Origin of the sequence: Alistipes megaguti (assembly GCF_944320325.1) — a bacterium.
Lineage (GTDB): Bacteria > Bacteroidota > Bacteroidia > Bacteroidales > Rikenellaceae > Alistipes > Alistipes megaguti.
In genome coordinates, this window is sequence record NZ_CALUHA010000001.1 from 46,273 (window position 1) to 67,294 (window position 21,022).

14 protein-coding genes are annotated in these 21,022 nt (G+C 60.9%); 4 read left to right on the forward strand and 10 right to left on the reverse strand.

Translation table 11 applies throughout. From position 1 onward, the window contains the following. Positions 1-41 precede the first annotated feature (41 nt). From mnmG to pheS, 5 genes are all read right to left on the reverse strand, one after another. On the reverse strand, positions 42-2,084 hold the full coding sequence (gene mnmG, locus PUQ42_RS00195; RefSeq protein WP_273369830.1) for a tRNA uridine-5-carboxymethylaminomethyl(34) synthesis enzyme MnmG: 2,043 nt from the start codon (positions 2,082-2,084) through the stop codon (positions 42-44). Then, positions 2,081-2,512, reverse strand: a complete 432-nt coding sequence (gene ybeY, locus PUQ42_RS00200; RefSeq protein ID WP_273369832.1) for an rRNA maturation RNase YbeY — start codon at positions 2,510-2,512, stop codon at positions 2,081-2,083. The genes mnmG and ybeY overlap by 4 nt, the downstream gene beginning before the upstream one ends. Before the next feature lie 178 nt (positions 2,513-2,690). Next, the gene (locus PUQ42_RS00205) at positions 2,691-3,812 is read right to left on the reverse strand and encodes a murein hydrolase activator EnvC family protein (RefSeq protein ID WP_087404517.1); all 1,122 of its coding nucleotides are present in this window, start codon (positions 3,810-3,812) and stop codon (positions 2,691-2,693) included. A gap of 10 nt (positions 3,813-3,822) precedes the next feature. Then, the gene (locus PUQ42_RS00210) at positions 3,823-5,622 is read right to left on the reverse strand and encodes a tetratricopeptide repeat protein (protein WP_273369833.1); all 1,800 of its coding nucleotides are present in this window, start codon (positions 5,620-5,622) and stop codon (positions 3,823-3,825) included. A 12-nt stretch (positions 5,623-5,634) separates the two neighbouring features. Further along, complete coding sequence (gene pheS / locus PUQ42_RS00215) at positions 5,635-6,660, reverse strand: phenylalanine--tRNA ligase subunit alpha (protein WP_273369835.1); 1,026 nt, start codon at positions 6,658-6,660, stop codon at positions 5,635-5,637. 76 nt (positions 6,661-6,736) lie between these two features. Between pheS and PUQ42_RS00220 the strand changes: the two genes are divergently transcribed. Next, entirely contained in the window at positions 6,737-9,040 is a 2,304-nt protein-coding gene (locus PUQ42_RS00220) for a patatin-like phospholipase family protein (RefSeq protein WP_273369836.1), read from the forward strand. Positions 9,041-9,256: 216 nt separating this feature from the next. Here the strand turns inward: PUQ42_RS00220 and PUQ42_RS00225 are convergent, their stop codons facing one another. From PUQ42_RS00225 to PUQ42_RS00240, 4 genes are all read right to left on the reverse strand, one after another. Then, on the reverse strand, positions 9,257-11,296 hold the full coding sequence (locus PUQ42_RS00225) for a M13 family metallopeptidase (protein ID WP_273369838.1): 2,040 nt from the start codon (positions 11,294-11,296) through the stop codon (positions 9,257-9,259). A gap of 88 nt (positions 11,297-11,384) precedes the next feature. Then, on the reverse strand, positions 11,385-12,647 hold the full coding sequence (locus tag PUQ42_RS00230) for a phosphoglycerate kinase (RefSeq protein ID WP_122120012.1): 1,263 nt from the start codon (positions 12,645-12,647) through the stop codon (positions 11,385-11,387). A gap of 209 nt (positions 12,648-12,856) precedes the next feature. Next, positions 12,857-14,185, reverse strand: a complete 1,329-nt coding sequence (locus PUQ42_RS00235) for an ABC transporter permease (protein WP_273369840.1) — start codon at positions 14,183-14,185, stop codon at positions 12,857-12,859. 34 nt (positions 14,186-14,219) lie between these two features. Continuing rightward, on the reverse strand, positions 14,220-15,146 hold the full coding sequence (locus PUQ42_RS00240; protein ID WP_087309536.1) for an ABC transporter ATP-binding protein: 927 nt from the start codon (positions 15,144-15,146) through the stop codon (positions 14,220-14,222). 188 nt (positions 15,147-15,334) lie between these two features. Here PUQ42_RS00240 and PUQ42_RS00245 point away from each other — a divergent pair, with 188 nt between their 5' ends. The 3 genes from PUQ42_RS00245 to PUQ42_RS00255 all read left to right on the forward strand — a co-directional run bounded on the left by PUQ42_RS00245 (position 15,335) and on the right by PUQ42_RS00255 (position 19,623). Continuing rightward, on the forward strand, positions 15,335-17,806 hold the full coding sequence (locus tag PUQ42_RS00245) for a hybrid sensor histidine kinase/response regulator (RefSeq protein ID WP_273369842.1): 2,472 nt from the start codon (positions 15,335-15,337) through the stop codon (positions 17,804-17,806). A gap of 4 nt (positions 17,807-17,810) precedes the next feature. Continuing rightward, positions 17,811-19,172 (forward strand): sigma-54-dependent transcriptional regulator, encoded by a 1,362-nt coding sequence (locus tag PUQ42_RS00250; RefSeq protein WP_273369843.1) that lies wholly within the window; start codon positions 17,811-17,813, stop codon positions 19,170-19,172. Positions 19,173-19,404: 232 nt separating this feature from the next. Further along, positions 19,405-19,623 carry a hypothetical protein gene (locus PUQ42_RS00255; RefSeq protein WP_273369844.1) on the forward strand — a complete coding sequence of 73 codons (219 nt, stop codon included), beginning with the start codon at positions 19,405-19,407 and terminating at the stop codon, positions 19,621-19,623. A 380-nt stretch (positions 19,624-20,003) separates the two neighbouring features. Here the strand turns inward: PUQ42_RS00255 and glsB are convergent, their stop codons facing one another. After that, complete coding sequence (glsB, locus tag PUQ42_RS00260) at positions 20,004-20,996, reverse strand: glycine N(alpha)-acyltransferase GlsB (protein ID WP_087309533.1); 993 nt, start codon at positions 20,994-20,996, stop codon at positions 20,004-20,006. Positions 20,997-21,022 lie beyond the last annotated feature (26 nt).

Consider the following 21,022-nt stretch of genomic DNA (forward strand, 5'->3'; position numbering starts at 1 on the left):
TGTTCCACGTGGAACACTCCTTTGGATTTGCGGCGTGTGTTTTATCTGCCGAATTTGATCAGTAATACATTTACATCGGCGGGTGATACGCCCGGGATGCGTGAGGCCTGTCCAATCGTCTTCGGACGGATTCGACTCAACTTTTGGCGGGCTTCGATAGTCAGTGAATTCATTGAGAAGAAGTCGAAATCACCCGGAATGCGGATGTTTTCGAGCCGGCGTAGCTTCTCGGCTATGAATTTTTCACGTTCGATATACCCTTTGTACTTGATCTGAATTTCGGCCTCCTCGATTGCTTCGGCATCGATTCGGCGCGATTCGATAAAACGATGCAGCTTCGGAAGTACCTTTTCCAGCGATTCGAAGGTCACGTTGTTGCGCATCAGAATGTCGTGCAGCTTCCGACCTTGGGTCAGAGGCTCCGATCCGACCGATTTCAGGTAGTCTGAAATTTCGGCTGCCTTGACACTTGTCTCACGCGCAAAGGCTACAAGCGATTCTACATTCGATTTTTTTTGTTCGAAATGCGCGTATCTTTTCTCGGAAATCAACCCGATTTTATACCCCAGTGGAGTGAGCCGCATGTCGGCATTGTCCTGTCGGAGCAGAATCCGATACTCGGCCCGCGAGGTGAACATCCGATAAGGTTCGTCCACGCCTTTCGTTACCAGGTCGTCGATCAGCACTCCGATATAGGCTTCGTCGCGCTTCAGTACGATAGGCTCCTCCCCTTTCAGCTTCCGATGGGCATTGATGCCGGCCATCAGACCTTGGGCTGCGGCCTCTTCGTAACCGGTCGTTCCGTTGACCTGTCCGGCAAAAAAGAGCCCTGAAACGAGCTTCGTTTCGAGCGAATGTTCAAGCTGTATGGGTGGAAAATAGTCGTATTCGATGGCATATCCCGGTCGGTAGATGTGCAGATCTTCGAACCCACGGATCTTGTGCAGCGCCTCCCATTGCACTTCCCACGGAAGCGACGACGAGAAACCGTTCAGGTAGTATTCGTTGGTCGACCGCCCTTCGGGTTCGAGGAAAAGCTGGTGCTGATCCTTGTCGGCAAAGGTGCGCAGTTTATCCTCGATCGAGGGACAATAGCGCGGCCCGATGCCGTGGATCGTGCCGTTGAAAAGCGGCGAACGGTCGAATCCCGAGCGCAGAATGGCGTGCACTTCCGGTGTCGTGTAGACCAGATAGCACGGCATTTGATCCTTGACCGGTTCGGTTTCGGGCGAAAAGGAGAATTTCGAAGGTTTTTCGTCGCCGTATTGCGGCTCGAACTCTTCGAAATGGATCGTTCGGGCATCGAGCCGGGCCGGGGTTCCGGTCTTCATGCGGCCGGTTTCGAAGCCGATCCGTACGAGACATCCGGTGATTCCGTGCGAGGCGGCATCTCCGGCCCGTCCCCCCTCGGCATGCGCCGCACCGCAGTGCATCATGCCGTCGAGAAACGTTCCGGCCGTCAGCACTACGGCCCGGCAGCTGAACTCTACCCCCATACGGGTTCGGACTCCCCGGATCCGGAGTCGGCTGGTTTCGGAGAGTCTTTCGGCGGCTGGATCGGATCTCAAGGTGTTCTCTTCCGGATGACCGGTGGTCGGACGAACTGTTTTTTGACTCTCTGCAGCATGCGGTTCGGAGGCCTCCGATGTGTTGTGTCCTTTCTCTTCAAGGTCTGCTGACGAAGCCTCATCGGCTTTTGCGAAGAGAAGTTCCGTGGCGGCATCCTGCCAGATATAGAGGTTCGGCGTATTCTCCAGCGTATGGCGCCACTCCTCCGAAAAGCGGGTCTTGTCGCATTGGGCGCGCGGACTCCACATGGCCGCCCCTTTCGACATGTTCAGCATCCGGAACTGGACGGCCGTACGGTCGGTAATGCGCCCCATTTCTCCGCCTAATGCATCTATCTCTCTGACTATCTGGCCTTTGGCTACTCCGCCTACGGCCGGATTGCACGACATGGCGGCCATTTTCGTCATGTCCATCGTCAGCAGCAGCGTCCGCGAACCGAGCCGGGCGGCCGCTGAGGCCGCCTCACATCCGGCATGTCCGCCTCCGATGACGATGATATCATAATCAAGAGTCATTGTTTCTCCCAGAATTTCAGATATTTATCCTCCTTGCGATGCATTTGTGCATTGGTTCGCGGCGTCTTGTCGTTCTGGCCGCACAGGTGCAGCACGCCATGGACCACCACGCGGCGCATCTCCTGCAGTGTCGTGGCGCCGTATTGACGGGCGTTGTCCGCCACGGTCTCCACGTCGATGAAGATGTCGCCCGAGACCACGCGCAGCTTTTTGCGGTCGCTGTAGTCGAACGTGATGACGTCGGTAAAGTAGTCGTGACCGAGGTACTGGTGGTTCATCTCCAGCAGTCGCTGCGACGAGCAGAAGATGTAGCAGACATCACCCAGCGTATAGCCTTCGGCCCGGGCCACCTCGCGCAGCCACTCGGCCGTCAGCCGTTTTTGCGGGTAGCGGTAGCTGCAATCATCGGTATAGTATTTTACTGCCATTTTCGTTGAATCTTTATTGGAGAGGCTGGAGAACCCGTATTGCGGGAGAAACGGCAAAATCGAGCCCTTTCCGGCCTTTCTGAGACTTTTTTTTGATCTTGTGCCTCCATCCGATCAGTCGTTTGACTCCTCACCCCCCCGTTCGGGTGTTTTCCTTCGGACGGGTGCGGATGGGGCCTTATCGCTTGAAGCAGTTCTCGGCGCGCATCTTCTGGTTCGGATCGGGCGGGTAGATACCGAAGACGAGTTTGTACTCCGTCTCCATGGTCATCACGTCAACGGCCGAACCGATGGTTCCCAAAGCCTGGTTTCTGGCCACTTTCTGGCCCTTTTCGACGCTGATCGTCCCCAGGTTGGCATAGGAGGTCAGATACTCGCCGTGAGCCACGTAAACGTCGTATTTGTTCGTTATGCGGTTGCTTTTGATGTCGATCACCTTGCCTTCGTAGATCGAGATCACCTGCGCACCGCGCGGTCCCGTTACCTCGGCCATGTTTTCGCGGTAGCGTTTCACCCGTCCCCCGACCACCGGAAGCCGCAGTCCCGTGGTCTTCGACGAAAAGGAGGCTCCCTCCTTGTTGCCCTTCGTCAGCTTGCGCAGTTCGTTGATCGCCACGTCGAGCTTCTGCTCCTGGGCGATCTTGCGCTGCAAGGCCGACTTCTCCTGCCGTGTCATCGACTGGATCGAGGCCCGCGCATTGCGCGAATCCCGCTGGAGCTTCTCGCGCTGCGCCGAGAGCTTCTGCGTCACCGAATCGAGCGAACGGTGACGGCGGTCCAACTCCTCCTTTTCGGAACGGACCTGTTCGGTCAGGGCCTCGATGTCACGCATCTTGCGTTCGCGCACCGAGGCTATCTCGCGCAGGGCGGTCAGTTTACGCGCCACGTCGGCGAAATCCCGCGACGAAAAGAGGTAGGTCAGGTAGTTGTTCTGACGGTAGTTGCGGTAGGCTTCGCGCACCATTTCGGCATACTGGGCGCGGTTGCGCTCGAGCATCGAGGCCAGATCTCCCGCCACACTGTCCCTGCGGGCGATCTCCTCACGCAGCAGCGAGGCCTCTTTTTCGGTCTCGTCGAGCAGCTGGCTCCGCGAGTCGATCTGCCGGGCCAGGCGCCGGACCCGCTCCTCGGTGGCCGCACGTCCCTTCTGGAGCTTCGAGATCTCCCGCTCCTCGTTGGCAATGCGCTTTTCGAGGTCGGCAATGACCCGTTTCTGCTTCTCGATGCGGCTGTCGGTCTGGGCCGAGGCGCCGAGCGTGAAAAGCAGCATACCAAGGGTCAACAGAAGTGCTGGTTTCATGGTGCGGCGGTTATTCTGCGGGTTTGGTTTGGGCGGGCTGCTTGAGCCGCTCGTCGATCAGTGCGGCGTTGTAGCCCTTCTCGCGGGCCATCTGCCAGTAGATCTCCGCCATGAACTGTTCGCCCAGTTGGTGGAGCACATCCCCGTAGTGGACCATCAACTCGGGACTCTGCTGACCGTCCAGTGCCACGGCCCGTTTCAGGATCTGGCGGGCCTCCTCCATGCGCCCCATCTTGTAGAGCACCCAGGCCCGCGTATCGAGGTAGGTGGGGTTGTTGTCCGTGAGATCCGTCACGCGCGTTGCCATGGCAAGGGCCCGCTCCAGATCCCGCTCCTCCAGCGAGAGGAAGTAGGCGTAGTTGTTCATTATCAGCGTGTTGTCCGCCCAATAGCGAAGACTGCGGTCGTAGGCCTTGTAGCACTGTTTCATGTCGCGGAGGTTGATGCCTCCGCGGCCGGCCTTCGAGCGGGCGAAGAGCTCCTCTTCGGGGATCGAATCGTTGCCGACGGCCTTCAGATGCCACGTGTCGCCGACCATGCCCCAGATGACGCTGCGCAGCGAGTCCGTGGCGGCGTAGCGCAGCGATCCGCGGTAGGCGCGGATCGCCTTGTCGTACTGTTTCGTCTGCACCATGGCGTGGCCCCGCACCAGATGGAAGTCAATCTTCTCCGGAAAGATCGACAGCGCCTTTGTCACGTAGTGTTCCACGGAGTCCGGATGTTGGAGATAGCTCTCGATGTCGATCACCATGCGGTAGTACTGCTCGACGGGCGGCCGGTCGTTCAGATGGCGTTTGTAGAGCGCCAGCGCCTGCTCCAGTTCGCCCGAGGCGATCAGGTGTCCGGCGTAGAGCTCCACTACCCGCGGATCGTTCGGATAGCGGATCGCAAGTGTGGCGGCCAGATCGTTGAGCTGGAAGTAGTATTCGCGGTAGAACCGCGTGTCGGAAGTGAGGTTCTCGAAACGTTTGACCTTCAGTTCGAGGGGCATCTCCTCCGAGAGGAAGATCTTGCGCGTGACCGAAAGCAGCGACCGGTAGTCCTGACTGCGGGCGTAGTAATCGCTCAGCGCCGCCAGCGTCTGCACGTTCGTCGAGTCGATCCGCAGGGCCGCCCGGTATTCGACCATCGCCAGCGAATCCTGCTTGTCAGCCGCGTAGAGATTGGCCAGCACCACATGGTTGTCGGCGTCGTAGGGGACTTCGTCGACCAGGGCTCGGGCTTCGTCAATGGCCTTGTCGATCTGGTTCGTGGCCACCAGCAGCTGGCGTTTCATGCTGCTCAGCAGCGGTATGCGTCCGAATCGGACCTCGGCCGAATCGAGCGTGATGAGCGCCGTGAAGGGACGGTCGGCCTGCTCGTAGAGGGCGGCCACCAGACGGTAGTTGTCCGGATCCTTCGGGTCGGCGGCCAGCAGCTGCCGGTAGACATTCAACGCATCGTTGTAGTGTTCGGTCACGAGCAGCGTCTGGGCGTAGAGCCGGTGGTACCAGAGGTTGGCCGTGTCGAGGCGCCAGGCGCGGCGTGCCGCATCGATGGCCCGGTCGGGCGAGGTGTGCAACAGCATTCCGGCCAGTTCGAACCAGGCCGGAGCGTAGGATGAATCGCGTCGGATCGCCTCCCCGAAGAGCTCCCGGGCCCGGGTCGTATCCCCGAAGATGGTGTTTTGCTTGATCCCCTCGGTGTAGAACCACACGCTCGGCAGCGTATCGGAATACCCCGGGGTCGTTGTCCGCAGACTCTTCCCCGAGACGAAGGCCGCCGAGAAGAATGCCACGCAGCAGATCGTGATCACCGGGAGTCGTTTCATGGGCAAGCGGGTTTAGAGCGCCTGGTCGAACTGGTGGAGGAAACGCACGTCGTTCTCGAAGTAGAGGCGCAGGTCCTTGACGCCGTATTTGAGCATGGCGATGCGCTCAACACCCATGCCGAAGGCGAATCCCGAATACTTCTCGGGATCGATATCATTGGCTTTCAGAACGTTCGGGTCGACCATGCCGCACCCCATGATCTCGAGCCAGCCCGTTCCCTTGCAGACGGCGCAGCCCTTGCCTCCGCAGAGGTTGCACGAGACGTCGACCTCGGCCGAGGGCTCCGTGAAGGGGAAGTACGACGGACGCATGCGGATGGCCGTCTGCTCGCCGAAGATCTCCTTGGCAAAGTAGAGCAGCGACTGCTTCATGTCGGCAAACGAAACCCCCTCGTCGATGTAGAGACCCTCGATCTGGTGGAAGATGCAGTGGGCGCGGTAGGAGATGGCCTCGTTGCGGAAGACGCGGCCCGGGCAGATGACCCGGATCGGCGGCCGCTGGTGCTCCATCGTGCGCACCTGGATCGACGAGGTGTGCGTGCGCAGCAGAATGTCGGGATTCTTCTCGATGAAGAAGGTGTCCTGCATGTCGCGTGCCGGATGTTCGGGCGGGAAGTTCAGGGCCGAGAAGACGTGCCAGTCGTCCTCGATCTCGGGGCCGTCGGCCACGGTATAGCCCAGTCTCGAAAAGACCTCGACGATCTGGTTGCGCACGAGCGTGATCGGGTGGCGCGAGCCGAGGTGTTCGGCCGAGCCCGGGCGCGTCAGGTCACCCGACGAAGAGGTCTGCTCCTCGGCGGCATGCTGCAGCTCCGCGCGCAGCGAGGCGATGCGCTCCGTGGCGGCACTCTTCAGGCGGTTGAGCTGCTGGCCCAGTTCGCGCTTGAACTCCGGAGCCACCGTCTTGAACTCCTCCATCAGGGCGTTCAGTTCGCCCTTTTTGCCCAGAATCCGGATGCGGAACTCCTCGAGTTCGCCGGCTGCCTTGGGTTTGAACTCCTCGACTTGTCGCAGAAGTTCATTGATTTTCTCGATCATATTTTGCGGGTGTTTCTTTTTTGTCTACTTTTGAAGGACATCCTTGTAACGTGCAAAGTTATAAAAAAATTGAGATATGTTGCGTAAAATAGGCTCATTTGTGGCGTTGCTGCTGCTCCTGGGGCTTCGTGCCGAGGCCCGGGGCAGCGTCGGAGTGGTGATGAGCGGAGGCGGTGCCAAGGGCCTTTACCACATCGGCGTACTGGAGGCTCTCGAGCAGAACGGCATCCCGATCGACTACGTGGCCGGGACCTCCATGGGGTCGATCATCGCCGCCATGTACGCTGCCGGGTACGCCCCTGCCGAGATGAGGGCCATCGTCAGTTCGGGCGTGGTCAAGGAGTGGGTCTCGGGACGCATCGATCCCAACCGCTACATGAGTTACTACCGGCAGTTGGGCAGCAACCCTTCGTTTTTTCTGAACGTGCGCGTGAATCTCGGCAATCCGGCCGGCGAACGGCTCCAGTTCCCGACCAGTCTCATCTCCTCGACACAGATCGACCTGGCGCTGATCGATCTCTTTGCCCCGGCCACGGCCGCTTCGGGAGGCGATTTCGACCGCCTGATGGTGCCGTTCCGCTGCGTGGCCAGCGACATGAACCACCGCCGGCCGGTGGTCATGCGCAGCGGCGATCTGGGAGGGGCCGTCCGTTCGTCGATGTCCATTCCGCTGGTCTTCAAGCCCATGGAGATTGATTCGATGCTGCTCTATGACGGCGGTATCTACGACAACTTCCCCTGGCGGCCCCTCGACGAGGAGTTTCATCCCGATCTGATCATCGGATCGATCTGCACCGGCGGAAATACCCCGCCCAGCGCGGAGAACAGCATCCTCGATCAGGCCTTCATGCTCGCCATGCAGGAGACCGACTATACGCTGCCTGAGGAGCGGAGCGTCACGATTCGGCGTGCCGTGGAGGTTTCGATGCTTGATTTTGACCAGGCCGAGATGATCATGGACCTCGGCTACCTGGATGCCATGGCCGCCATGCCGCAACTGCTCGAAAAGGTTGCCGAACGCCGCGATTCGAGCTGGTATGCCCAACGCCGCGAGGCCTTCCGCAAACGGTCGCCCGAACTGGTCTTCGACAACTACCGCATCGAAGGCTTGCAGCATGATCAGCGCGAATACATCCGTGATTTCCTCCACATGGACCGTCGTACGCCCGGCGTGCAGCGTCCCATGGGTTTCTCCGAGTTGCGCGACAACCTCTTCGAGATTCTGGCCGACGGAAACCTTACGATGGATTTCCCCACGGTCGCCTATGATTCGCTCTCGGGGCGCTACTCCTTTGCCACACGGCTCCACACACGACCCAGCTTCAAGATCACCATCGGCGGAAACGTCTCCTCGACGGCCTTCAACCAGGCCTACATCGGCATGAGTTACCGCTGGATCGGGCGTGTCTCGCAGCAGTTGGGGGCCGAACTCTACCTCGGACCCCTCTACACGTGGGGCTCGCTTGGCGGCCGGACCGATTTCTACGCCATCGAACCGCTCTTCATCGACTACGCCTACAACTTCTCGGTAAGCAACTTCCGCCATGGTTACTTCGGCAATATCTCGCGCATCAACAATGCCGAACAGGTCAAGAGCAGCGAGAGCTTCTTCTCCGTGGGGGTCGGAATGCCGCTCACCCACCGCAGCGTCTTTACCCTGCGCTTCAACGGCGGACACGTCAACTACCGCTACGATGCGGAGGATCTCTTTGCCGACGACACCGATCTGTCGCGTTTCGTCTTCTACGGTCTGCGCGCCGGGCTGGCCCGCAATACGCTCGACAAGTTCCTCTATCCGCGCCGCGGGTCGGAGCTCTACCTCTCGGCCATCTACGTCAACGGTCGCGACAAGTTCAAACCCTGGGATGCCGAGGTCTTCATGTCGCGTGAGCGGAGGCAGTGGTTCGGCGGGCGTTTCACCTGGAACAAGTTCTTCGATATGCCCCAGAGCGGCTGGTTCTCCTTCGGGGTCAACGTCGATGCCGTCTACACCAACCAGCCCGCCTTCTCGACCCAGAGCGCCACGCTGATGGCCATGCCCGAGTATGCACCGGTCTCCCATGCGCGGATGATCTTCATGCCCGACTTCCGTTCGGACCGTTTCGTGGCCGGGGGCGTCATGCCCACCTTCGATCTGATGCCCGACTTCTTCTTCCGCACGGGTTTCTACACGATGTTCCGCCGCAAGCGCGACTTCAATCCGTTGGGCGTTCCCGACGAACGCTGGCACTACATTGCCGAGGCGTCGCTGGTCTACCATTCGCCGATCGGGCCCGTCAGTCTCTCGCTGACGAAATACGATCTGAAGAGCTGGAAGAACATGTATCTGACCTTCAACTTCGGATACGCCATTTTCGCTCCCAAGGGCACCTTTTATTGAACCGCGGACTTTTTACGCTTTGTCTCTACAGTGCGGTATTTCAAGGCTCAAAAGGCTTTGTGGTGCCGTGTTTTCTTGAACCGGACCCTCATTCCGCACTCCACCCTCCGGCGCGGTAGTTCAACGGTCCGAAAACCCACAAAAAAACCGTCCGATGAAAGTCGGACGGTTTTTTCATTCGGGTTGGTTTGGGGAGTCCCCACACCGCCTCCGGAGTTACCAGATGATCACGCGCTCCTCCTCGGGCAGGAACATCGCCCCGTCGGTGATGTTGAAGGCGTCGTAGAAGTCCTGGATATTGCGCAGCGTGGCATCGACACGCCACTTGCCCAGCGAGTGTACGTCGAGTTTGGTCAGACGCGCGATCTCCTCATCGCGGATGTTCTGGGCCCAGAGCGTGGCGTAGGCCAGGTAGAAGCGCTGGGCATCGGTGAAGCCGTCGATCGGGGCCGGATGTCCCTTGCCCTCGAGCGAGTTCTGGTAGGCCGTCCAGGCCACGCGCAGACCCCCCTGATCGGCGATGTTCTCTCCCAGGCAGAGGGCTCCGTTGGCATGCAGCGCCGGCTGTCCGTCCTTGGCCGGAAGCACCTCGATGGCGTCGAACTGCTTGACCAGCACCTCCGTCTTGGCCTTGAAGGCTTCGGAATCCTCCTCGCTCCACCAGTTGTTCATGTTGCCGTCCTTGTCGAACTGACGGCCCTGATCGTCGAATCCGTGGGTCATCTCGTGGCCGATCACCACGCCGATGGCTCCGTAGTTGACGGCATCGTCGGCATCCGGGTTGTAGAACGGCGGCTGCAGAATGGCGGCCGGGAAGCAGATCTCGTTGGTCGTCGGGTTGTAGTAGGCGTTTACGGTCTGCGGCGTCATGCCCCACTCGGTGCGATCCACCGGCTTGCCGTATTTCGAGAGGTTGTCCTTCGTGGCCCAGATGCTGGCGTCACGCAGGTTCTCGTAGTAGCTCTTCGCGGGGTCGATCTCGAGCGTCGAGTAGTCCTTCCACTTGTCCGGGTAGCCGATCTTCACGGTGAAGGCGGCCAGTTTCTCCTGCGCCTTGGCCTTCGTGGCGTCCGACATCCAGTCCAGGGCGGCGATGTGCTGCGAGAGCGACGTCTGCAGGTTCTTCACCAGCTGCGTCATGCGCTGCTTGTCCTTCTCGGGGAAGTACTTGGCCACGTACATCTCGCCCACGGCCTCGCCCAGCAGTCCGTTGGGCACCGACATGGCGCGTTTCCAGCGGGGTTTCTGCTCCTGCTGGCCCGACATCGTGCGGCCGTAGAACTCGAACGAGGCGGTCTGGAAGTCGTCGCTCAGCGACGAGGCGCCGCCGTTGATGATCTGCGCGGCCAGGTAGTGGCGTATCTTTTCGAGCGGAAGCGTCTTGAGCATCTCGTTGACGCGCGCCATGACGCGCTTCTGCTCCACGATCAGCCGGTCGACCTGCTCCAGACCCATGCCCTTGAAGTAGACGTCCCAGTCCAGCGCGTCGTATGTCCGGGCGAACTCCTCGCGCGTCATCGGGTTGTACTGCGCCGGGATGTCGCGCTGCTCGACGTTCGAGAAGAAGACTTCGGCCAGCGAATCCTCGATCTCCAGCGCATCGGCTGCGGCCGTGGCGGCTGCCTCGGCCTCATAGCCGCACAGCGTGAAGAGTTTGACCAGATAGGCCTTGTAGGCCTCCTTGATCTTGGCGTTCTCCGGGGCCACGTAGTAGTCGCGGTCGCCCATCGAAATGCCCGACTGGCCGACGTAGAGCGTATTGACGTTGCTGTCCATCAGGTCGGCCATCACGCCGATGCCGAAGAAGGGATTGCCCAGTGCCATGTGGATCCGGGCCAGCAGGTCAGGAAGCTGGGCGCGGTCGGTCAGACCCTCGACCATCTGCAGGTCGGCCTCCAGCGGTGCGGCCCCTTCGGCGTTCAAACGCACGGAGTCGAGCCCCATCTTGTAGAGGTCCGAGATCTTCTGCTCGACACTCCCCTTCACGGCCTCGGTCTTGGCCATGGCCTGGAAGAGCTCGTTGATGCGTTTTTCGTTGTTCTCGCGCAGGACGTCGAACGATCCGTAGCGCGAGAATTCGGGTTTGAGCGGGTTGTTCTTCTGCCAGCCGCCCGTGGCATACTGGTAGAAGTCGGCGTTCGGGGCTATCGACAGGTCGAAGTTGTTGAGGTCGATGGCCGGAACCTTGTTGCTGTTATTGTTTTGACAGGCTGCCATACAGGCGACGGTTGCTGCTAAAAGAATGATACGTTTCATATCGTTGTGTTCGGGTTTTCGATGAGAAACGGAGACTTCCGGAGTTCCGGAAATCTCCGCTTCGGAATTGCGTATTTGTCGCTCCGTTCTATTCGCGGATGGCCTCTACGCCGGGCAGCGTGCCGAACTCGATGTACTCGAGCAGGGCGCCGCCGCCGGTCGAGATGTAGGATACCTGGTCGGCCAGACCGAACTTGTTGATGCAGGCTACCGAATCACCGCCGCCGATGAGCGAGTAGGCGCCCTTCTTCGTAGCCTCGGCGATGGCCAGAGCCACCTCCTTCGAACCCGTGGCGAACTTGTCGATCTCGAAGACGCCTACCGGGCCGTTCCACAGGATGGTCTTGCAGCCCAGGATGTGCTCGCGGAAGATCTTCTTGCCTTCGTCGGCAATGTCGACACCCTCCCAGCCGTCGGGGATGTTGTCGGCCGGAGCCGTCGAGGTGTTGGCGTCGGCCGAGAAAGCGTCGGCGATCAGCGCATCGGGCGACATGACGAGCTGTACGCCCTTCTTCTTGGCCAGCTCGAGGATCTCCAGCGCTACGGGGAACATGTCGGGCTCGCAGATCGAGTTGCCGACCTTGCCGCCCTGGGCTGCGGCGAACGTGTAGGTCATGCCGCCGCCGATGACGATCGAGTCAACCTTCTCGATCAGCGACTTGATGACGCCGATCTTGGTCGAAACCTTCGAACCGCCGATGATGGCGCAGAACGGGTGCTGCGGAGCCTCCATGAGCGACGAGATGGCCTTGACCTCCTTCTCCATCAGGTAGCCGAACATCTTGTCGTTGGGGAAGTACTTGGCGATCAGGTAGGTCGACGCGTGCTTGCGGTGTGCCGTACCGAAGGCGTCGTTGATGTAGCAGTCGGCATACGAGGCCAGTTTCTTGACGAACTCCTTCTGCGGACCCTCCTTCAGGGCCTTCTTGGCGGCATCCTTTTCCTCCTTGGTGGCGTCCTCGGCCAGACCGCGGGGTTTGCCCTCCTCCTCGGCGTAGAAGCGCAGGTTTTCCAGCAGCATCACTTCGCCCGGCTTGAGGTTCTTGGCCATCTCGGCGGCCTTCTCACCCATGCAGTCGCCGGCGAACTGAACCTTTACGCCCAGGTTCTTCTCGATGGCGGGGATGATCTGCTCGAGCGAATATTTCGGATCGGGGTTCTTCTTCGGGCGACCCATGTGCGACATGAGGATCACCGAACCGCCTTCGGCCAGGACCTTCTTGATCGTCGGCATGGCGGCACGGATACGCGTGTCGTCGGTTACCTCGCCCTTCTCGTTGAGGGGCACATTGAAATCCACGCGGATGATCGCGCGTTTGCCTTTGAAATCGTAAGTGTCAATCGAGTTCATAGCTCCTTGATTTTAAGTATTTTGTAGAAATCTTACTCTTTTTCGTGATCCGGCCGGCGGCAACCGCCTTCCGAATCCGCGACAAAATTAGAAAAAATTTTCAGGAAAACTGTTATTCGGATAACAGAAAAAAGGGTTTTCCTGAAGAAAGCCTTCGTTTTCGGGCGGCGCGGCGGGGTTTTCGTCGCCGGAGGGCCTTTTCCGGCGGGTCAGTATTTGTACCGCACCCACTTGGCGAGCTCCTTCAGGGTCGGTTTCTTGCCGTACATAAAGATGCCCACGCGGTAGATCTTGGCCGCCAGCCAGACCATTCCCACGAACGAGGCGTAGAGCACCGCCAGCGAGAGGCCGATCTCCCACCAGGGGATGTCGTAGGGGATGCGCGCCATCATCACGACGGGCGACGTGAAGGGAATGATCGAGAACCAGAACGAGAGCTGCGAATTGGGGTCCTCGATGACGGCCAGCATGGCCAGCAGGGCGAGGATGATCGGCAGCGTGATGGGCATCTGCAGCTGCGAGGCGTCCTGGATGTTGTCGACGGCCGACCCCACGGCGGCGAACATCGCCGAGTAGAGCAGGTAGCCCCCCACGACGAACAGCAGCAGACAGCCGAAGATCTTGAGCATGTAGCCCAGATCGGTCATCGTGGCCAGAGCCTGCATCATCTCGGGATCCAGACCGCTCATCGAGACGGCGTCGGGCATCCCCTGCTGCATGGCCTGCACCCCGGCCAGCGCATCGGCGGGCAGCAGTCGGGGCATCACGACCCCTCCGACCACCGTCACGAGAAGCCCCCACAGCAGGATCTGCACCACGGCGACGGCCGCCACGCCGAGAATCTTGCCCATCATCAGGTCGAAGGGCCTTACCGACGAGACCATCACCTCCAGCACGCGGCTGTTCTTCTCCTCGATGACCGACTGCATGACCATCGAGCCGTAGGTCAGCAGGAAGATGTAGAGGATGAATCCCAACACGTAGCCGATGGCCGTGGCGGCGACCGACGACTGCGCCTGTGTATCCTCCTCCTGCGACTTGTCGTTGCGGAAGGTTTTCATCGTGACCGTGGTCTTCACCTCCGCGAGGATCCGGTCGAGATCCTTGATGTCGTAGGCCTTGAGCTTTTCGGTCTCGAGGATCTTGGCGATCTGGTCGGTGATGTCGGTTTCGAGCGAAAGCGATGTCGAGGCGTTGGCGTAGAGCTGCACGTCGTTCGGGTTGGTGAGGATGTCCCGACCGATGCACAGCACGCCGAAGAGGTCGGTCAGCTCCCGGCGGGCCGCTTCGGGGGGCAGGTCGGTCGGCTCGAAGCGGATCCCGTCGCTGCTTTCGAGGTGCGGGGCCACCACGCCGCTGTCGTCGATGACGGCGATGTGCTTCTGTTCCCCGCGCGAGTACTTCATGATGAGGGCCGGGGCGGCCATCAGCGCAATCATCAGGATCGGGGTGATGAGCGTCGAGAGGATGAAGGTCTTTTTGCGGACGCGTTCGTTGAATTCGCGCTGGATGATCAGCAGTATGTTGGATCGGGCCATGGTGTGTTTCGTATTTTTGGGTGGATCGTTCGGATCAGAGGGTGCCGTTGACGGCGCGGATGAAGATGTCGTTCATCGAGGGGATCAGTTCGCGGAACGAGCGCAGGTCGACCGCCTCGTTCACGGCCGCAATGACGCCGCGCACCTCGTCGTCGCCGGCCACATGGAGCTTCAGCGTCCGGTAGAGGGACTCCTCCCCTTCGGCTCCGTCGAGGATCTCGCAACGCCCCTCGACGGCGCGGCGCAGCGCCGCCTCGTCACCGCGGAAGGCCACTTCGAAGAGGTTCGAACCGTGGCGGCGGCGGATCTCGTCGACGCGTCCCGAGAGGATATTCTTCGAACGGTTGATCAGCGTGATGTGGTCGCAGATCTCCTCCACGGACGACATGTTGTGGGTTGAGAAGATCACCGTGGCCCCCTCGTCGCGCAGGCGGAGGATCTGCTCCTTGAGCAGGTTGGCGTTGATCGGGTCGAAGCCCGAGAAGGGTTCGTCGAAGATCAGCAGCCGCGGCCGGTGGAGCACCGTGACGATGAACTGCACCTTCTGGGCCATTCCCTTCGAGAGCTCCTCGACGCGCTTGTCCCACCACGCCTCGATGCCGAACCGCTCGAACCACTCCCGCAGGCGCGCCGTCGCCTCGCGGCGCGACAACCCCTTCAGCCGGGCGAAGAAGAGGGCCTGTTCGCCCACCTTCATCTTCTTGTAGAGACCGCGCTCCTCGGGCAGGTAGCCGATGCGGCGGACATCCTCGGGGGCGATTTCGCGGCCGTCGAAGAGGACGCGGCCGCTGTCGGGAGCCGTAATGCGGTTGATGATGCGGATGAGGGTCGTTTTGCCGGCGCCATTGGGGCCGAGCAGTCCGTAGACCGATCCTTCGGGGATCGAGAGCGAGACGTCGTCGAGGGCCGTATGTTCGGCGTAGCGTTTCGAGACGTGCTCGACCGTGAGTAAATCCTTCATGTTGATTTGCGTGGCTGTTTTCGGATCATTATCCCTGCAAATATACGGACAAATCGGAAAGGTCAAAAGATTTTTTATCGTTTTTCGATATGCCGCGGGGACTTTCCCCATGCGGTGACCGGTGGAAAACGGGCCTTGCCCCGGCCGGGAAGTTGTCCGTTGGCGGAACTTTCCGTATCTTTGGTGCCGTGAAGGAGTCGAAATTCGTCAAAACCAAGATCGTGGCGGGCTACGTGCTGCTGGTGGCCGTCAGTATCCTCGCCGTCGCCTATGTCTACCGGGCGGTGGTGCGTTTCTCGGCGCCCGATCGGGATTATGCTCTCCTCCATACCAAGCGTACGGCCGTCAACCGCACGCTCTATCACCTCTATCAGGCCGAGAGTTACGGCCAGCTGATGATTGCCGGCTACCTCTCCTACGAGAACCGCTACCGCAGCGAACTGCGCACCGTGCAGGGCTGCATCGACTCGCTGCGTGCGCTGACCGGGCGTGAGGATACCCTGCAGCGGCTGCGGCTGGACAGCATCACGCGGCTGCTCGGGGACAAGGAACGCCGTACGATGCGTCTGCGGCAGACGATCCGTGCCGGATCCACGGCCGGACTGCTCGACAAGAACATCCGCGAACTGATCGGCCCGCAGACGAGTATCGTGGCCGATACGACCCCCTTGCGACGGCTGCAGCAGGTCTCCGGGCTGTTCGGTGCGCCGGCGGATTCGGGAGAGATGGTCCCGCGCCGCGGGGCCGGCAGGCTGATGCTGCCCATGGGGGTGGTCAGGGATACCATCGAACTGGTGCTCCAGGCCCTGCAGGACAGCGTCACGAGCAACCGTCTGCTGATCTACGACCGCGCCTGGCAGGAGGGGCTGCGCCTCAGCTACAGCAACGATCTGGTGAACATGAAGATCTACAGCCTGATCCTCGACTTCGAGGCCGAGGATACGGCGTTGCTGATGCGGCGCATCCGTCGTTCGGAGGGGATCCGGCGCCGCGCGTCGCACATCCTGGGCGGGGTGACCGGCGGTTCGATCCTGCTGATGCTCTTCTTCGTGGGGATCCTCTGGCGCGACGTCAACCGCGGGAACCGCTACCGCCGCGAACTCGAACGCGCCAACCGCGAGAAGGAGTCGCTGCTGGCCGCCCGCGAACAGCTGATGCTGGCCATCACGCACGACATCAAGGCTCCGCTGGGGTCGGTGATGGGTTATATCGACCTCCTGTCGCGACTGACCGACGACAAGCGCCAGGAGCTCTATCTGCACAACATGAAGGACTCGTCGGAGCACCTCCTGGCGCTGGTCAACAGCCTGCTGGATTTCTACCGGCTGGATATCAACAAGATCGAGGTCAACCGCGTGGCGTTCTGTCCGGCACAGCTCTTCGAGGCCATCCGGGCGGGATTCGCCGCTTCGGCCGCGGCCCGGGGGCTCGACCTGCGCTTCGAAACCGGTGAAGGGGCCGCCCGCACGGTGGAGGGGGATGCCTTCCACATCCGGCAGATTGCCGACAACCTGTTGTCCAATGCCTTGAAATTCACCGACCGGGGATGGGTGAAACTGCGGGTCGACGTCGTCCGCGGCGAGCTGATCTTCTCGGTGCGCGACACGGGCCGCGGCATCGGCCGCGAGGAGCGCGAACGGATCTTCGGTGAATTCGTCCGGCTGAGTTCGGCCCGCGGGGTCGACGGCTTCGGACTGGGTCTTTCGATCGTCGACCGGCTCGTGAAGCTGCTCGGCGGGCGGATCTCGCTCGAAAGTCGGCCCGGCGAAGGAAGCCGCTTCATCGTGACGCTCCCGGTCCGGGAGACCGGGGAGGTGGGGACCTTTTCCGGGAGCGCATCCGGTCCCGAATCCGCCGCGGAGGCTCCGGCAGTTCCGGCGGAGCCTGCGGCCGGGCAGCGCGAATGGCGGGTCCTGCTGGTCGATGACGATCCGCTGCAGCTGGAGATGACCGCCGCGATGTGCCGCCGGGCCGACATCACCGCCGAGAGCTGCCCCTATCCGGAGTATGTGGGAAAACTCGTCGGTGAGGGGCGTTTCGATCTGGTGCTGACCGATATACAGATGCCGACGGCCGACGGGTTCACCGTCCTGAAGACCGTGCACGAGGTCGATCCGACGCTGCCCGTGGTGGCGGTTTCGGCCCGCGGGGAGCTCGATGCGGCGGATTTCCGGGGAAAAGGGTTTGCTGGATGTCTGCGCAAGCCCTTCACGTCGGGTGAACTGTTAGAGGCGATCCGTGCGGCCTGCGGTGAAGGGCCGGATTCCGGAGAGCCCGGGGAACCCGGTCGTTCCGGAGGTTCCGGGGCGGCCGATGCTCCGCAGCCGGACCGGGTCGATTTTTCGGCCCTGACGGCCTATGCGGGCGACGATGCCGAGGCGGCCCGGAGTATCCTGCACTCCTTTGCCGAACAGACCGCGGCCAATTGCAATGACCTCGAAAAGGCCCTCGATGCGGGCGACGAAGCCGCGGTGAAGGCCCTGGCCCACAAGATGATCCCGATCTTCACGATGCTCGGGGCCCGGGAGGTGGCCGAAGTCCTGCGGCGGGCCGAAAACCGCGACGAAGCGGCCGCCGGAGTGCAGACCGCTGCCTTGCGGACGGTGATCGGGAAAATCCGTGCGATCGTTGCGGAAGCGGAAAAAAAGCTAACTTTGTAGTGTTATGGAACGGATTCTGATTGTAGACGATGATATTACGTTTGCGCTGATGCTGCGCACGTGGCTCTCGAAACGCGGCTTCGACGTGGAGACCGCGTCGACGGTCGCAGCCGCACGCACGACCCTTGGCGACGGCGGTTTTTCGTTGGTGTTGAGTGATATGCGCTTGCCCGACCAGGACGGGATCGCCCTGCTGCAGTGGATGTCGGGTGCGGGGATCGAAACCCCGGTGATCGTCATGACGAGCTATGCCGAGATTCAGAACGCGGTGCGCTGCATGAAACTCGGGGCCCGCGACTACGTGGCCAAGCCGGTGAATCCCGACGAACTGCTCAAAAAGATCCGCGAAGCGCTGGAGAAGCCCGTTGAGGTCCCTATTGAGGCCCCCGTGGAGGCGAAAAACGCCCGGCGGGGCGCGGCGAAGGCGGTTCCGGCCCCCACGCCGCCCGACTATATCGAAGGGCGGAGCGATGCTTCGCGCCGACTCTACGAATACATCCGGCTGGTGGCCCCGACCAACATGTCGGTCCTGGTAAACGGGGCCAGCGGAACGGGCAAGGAGCATGTGGCGCAGCTCATCCACCGGAACAGCAAACGGGCCGGAAAACCCTTTGTGGCGGTCGATTGCGGGGCCATTCCGCGCGAGCTGGCGGCTTCGGAGTTCTTCGGCCACGTCAAGGGTTCGTTCACCGGGGCGGTGAGCGACAAGAAGGGGGCCTTCGAGGCGGCCGACGGCGGAACGCTCTTTCTGGACGAGGTGGGCAACCTCACCTATGAGACCCAGGTCCAGTTGCTGCGGGCCCTGCAGGAGCGGCGGATCCGTCCCGTGGGCGGGAACCGCGAAATCCCGGTCGATATTCGCCTGGTGGCCGCCACGAACGAGGACCTCGAAGCCGCCATTGCCCGGGGAACCTTCCGGGCCGACCTCTACCATCGGATCAACTCCTTCTCGCTGCGGGTCCCCAGCCTGCGGGAGCGGCGCGAGGATATTCCGCTCTTCGCCGACTTCTTCCTCGACCAGGCCAACCGGGAACTCGACAAACGGATCGTCGGGTTCGAGGCAAAGGCTGTCAAGGCGCTCGCGGGATACGAGTGGCCGGGGAATCTGCGGCAATTGAAGAATACGGTGATGTCGGCGACCCTGCTCGCCGCGGGGGAGTACATTACGCTCGGGGACCTTCCGCGCGAAATCACCGAACCCTCGGCGTCCGGAACGTCGTTCTCGCTGCACGACCCCGTGTCGGAGGAGGAGCAGATCCGCCGGGCCCTGGCCGCTGCCGGGGGCAACAAGTCGCAGGCCGCCAAACTCCTCGGCATCGACCGCAAGACGCTCTACAACAAAATGCACCTCTACGGCATCGAGTAATCCGAACCCAAAGAGTGGGGGCATTCGGGCCCGGAGTGTGGAATTATTCTACATTCCGGGTCTTTTTTCCACACGTTGTCTCCCGAATCCTGTTTTTGCGTTTTTTATTTATCACGCTGATATTCAGTGTATGGATGTTTTGTTCCCCGGTTTGGCACCGTACTTGAACTGTTGGGAGGCAGAACGCGGATGATACCTCGTTCCCGGAAGTTTGATGTTGAACAAGGAAGCTATGAAAAAGGCAACGGTGATGTTGGCAGCGATGATGCTGGTGTGTGGAGGTTGGGCCGTAGCCCAGGAGCCCGAAAAGCAGGGGCCTCCGAAGAAAGAGAGCCCGGTTCCCGACGAACAGCCCGCCCCGGAGGAGAACCCGGCCCCGGAGGAGCAGCCCGAACCGGCAGATCCGGATCAGACTTCCGAGAATTCAGAATTGCAACTGATTGCAAGATAACCGAAACGGGTGGAAGCAGCAGGGGTTTTTCGGTGTGGAGTGTGGAGAGTGAAATTATAAATCCTTGCTGACTTTCATCCACAAAAGTTCATTATTAATCTTTAATCCTTTAATTTTTTATTTTATTAATCTTTTTAGTTAAACGGTTGTTTGCCTGGTTCCCTGCCTTCGGGCAGGGATTTTTTTTGGTATGGGGTCTGGGATGGACAAGGCCGGTGACCGGGAGGTGGGTTGCCCGGAGCCGATGGCCGGACGGGGAAGGTGCGGTCGTGGCGGAGTGTAGATCCCGGAAGCGGGCGACAGAATCGGTGGAGAATCAAAAAAAACAGGCTCCGGACACTCCGAAGCCTGCAGATGGAATGAAACGGTTGTCGGGACGTTCAGACGTCCCGTTTTTTGGTGATGCGCCCGAGATGCTGGCGCAACTGTTCGCTGAACTCCTCGCGGCGGTGCTTGAGGTTGGCCCGCCAACCCTGCCAGCGCGTGTAGCGCAGCCGCTTTTCGGGGTAGATGTCCCGGATCGTCACCAGGATGCCCGTCTCCTCCACGCCGCCGAAGTCGGGATTCGACACCGTGTCGAAGACCCGCATCGTCGGGGAGAGATTCATGTAGGCGTTGATTAGCGGCGGAATGTTCTCGTTGAACTCCCGCACCTTCTGGATCAGAATGCGGTAATTCTCCATATAGGTCTCGCCCGAAAAGAGCTCCTCGTAGTAGGGGTCGTCCAGATCGAGCCGGAGCGGGTGAATCCCCTCGACCAGCCCCTCGCGGTCGGGGAAGTAGCGGCGCAGAAACCAGATCAGCGCATTGCGCGCCACAGCCTTGTAGGTGGTGTACATGGTGACCTTGCCGAAGAGGTATTTCGCCTTGGGATTCAGCACGATCAGCGCCCCCAGTCCGTCCCAGAGGTTGTCCAGCGCATAGATGCTCTTCGAGTTGCCGCGCGCCTGGTAGGAGGGCTGGATGAACGAACGCCCCAGTTCGATGGTGCGGGGCAGGTATTTGCGGCGGAAACGCTCGCTGAAGCGGAAGTAGTGCTCCGTGGAGAGGTGGCGCGGATTGGGCGTCGTGCAGATGATAAAGCGGTAGCCGCCGATGATCTCGCGGGCGGCCGGGTCCCAGACGATGAGCTGGTAGTAGCCGTCGGGGGCGAGATCCTCCTCGTCGATGTCGACCTCGTGGCCCGTGCCGCCGCCGGCGCTCCGGAAGGCCACTTCGCGCAGTCGTCCGATTTCGCGCATCAGCGCCGGACACTCCGCAGCCGGGAAGATATAGATTTCGTTGCCGGCCCGATGGGTGTCGCGGACTTTGCGGGCCGGGGTCAGTTCAGCCAGCAGCAGCTCCCGGTCGACGGGTTCGATGATGGGTTCCATGCTTTTCTGTTGCTTTGACGCGGCAA

What these genes read in the sequence shown, in the direction of transcription:
- PUQ42_RS00230 (WP_122120012.1), bottom strand. Translation starts at nt 12,647, where the DNA reads ATGAACTCGATTGACACTTACGATTTCAAAGGCAAACGCGCGATCATC.
- PUQ42_RS00205 (WP_087404517.1), bottom strand. Translation starts at nt 3,812, where the DNA reads ATGAAACCAGCACTTCTGTTGACCCTTGGTATGCTGCTTTTCACGCTC.
- PUQ42_RS00210 (WP_273369833.1), bottom strand. Translation starts at nt 5,622, where the DNA reads ATGAAACGACTCCCGGTGATCACGATCTGCTGCGTGGCATTCTTCTCG.
- PUQ42_RS00235 (WP_273369840.1), bottom strand. Translation starts at nt 14,185, where the DNA reads ATGGCCCGATCCAACATACTGCTGATCATCCAGCGCGAATTCAACGAA.
- PUQ42_RS00240 (WP_087309536.1), bottom strand. Translation starts at nt 15,146, where the DNA reads ATGAAGGATTTACTCACGGTCGAGCACGTCTCGAAACGCTACGCCGAA.
- PUQ42_RS00220 (WP_273369836.1), top strand. Translation starts at nt 6,737, where the DNA reads ATGTTGCGTAAAATAGGCTCATTTGTGGCGTTGCTGCTGCTCCTGGGG.
- pheS (WP_273369835.1), bottom strand. Translation starts at nt 6,660, where the DNA reads ATGATCGAGAAAATCAATGAACTTCTGCGACAAGTCGAGGAGTTCAAA.
- PUQ42_RS00225 (WP_273369838.1), bottom strand. Translation starts at nt 11,296, where the DNA reads ATGAAACGTATCATTCTTTTAGCAGCAACCGTCGCCTGTATGGCAGCC.
- PUQ42_RS00255 (WP_273369844.1), top strand. Translation starts at nt 19,405, where the DNA reads ATGAAAAAGGCAACGGTGATGTTGGCAGCGATGATGCTGGTGTGTGGA.
- glsB (WP_087309533.1), bottom strand. Translation starts at nt 20,996, where the DNA reads ATGGAACCCATCATCGAACCCGTCGACCGGGAGCTGCTGCTGGCTGAA.
- mnmG (WP_273369830.1), bottom strand. Translation starts at nt 2,084, where the DNA reads ATGACTCTTGATTATGATATCATCGTCATCGGAGGCGGACATGCCGGA.
- ybeY (WP_273369832.1), bottom strand. Translation starts at nt 2,512, where the DNA reads ATGGCAGTAAAATACTATACCGATGATTGCAGCTACCGCTACCCGCAA.
- PUQ42_RS00250 (WP_273369843.1), top strand. Translation starts at nt 17,811, where the DNA reads ATGGAACGGATTCTGATTGTAGACGATGATATTACGTTTGCGCTGATG.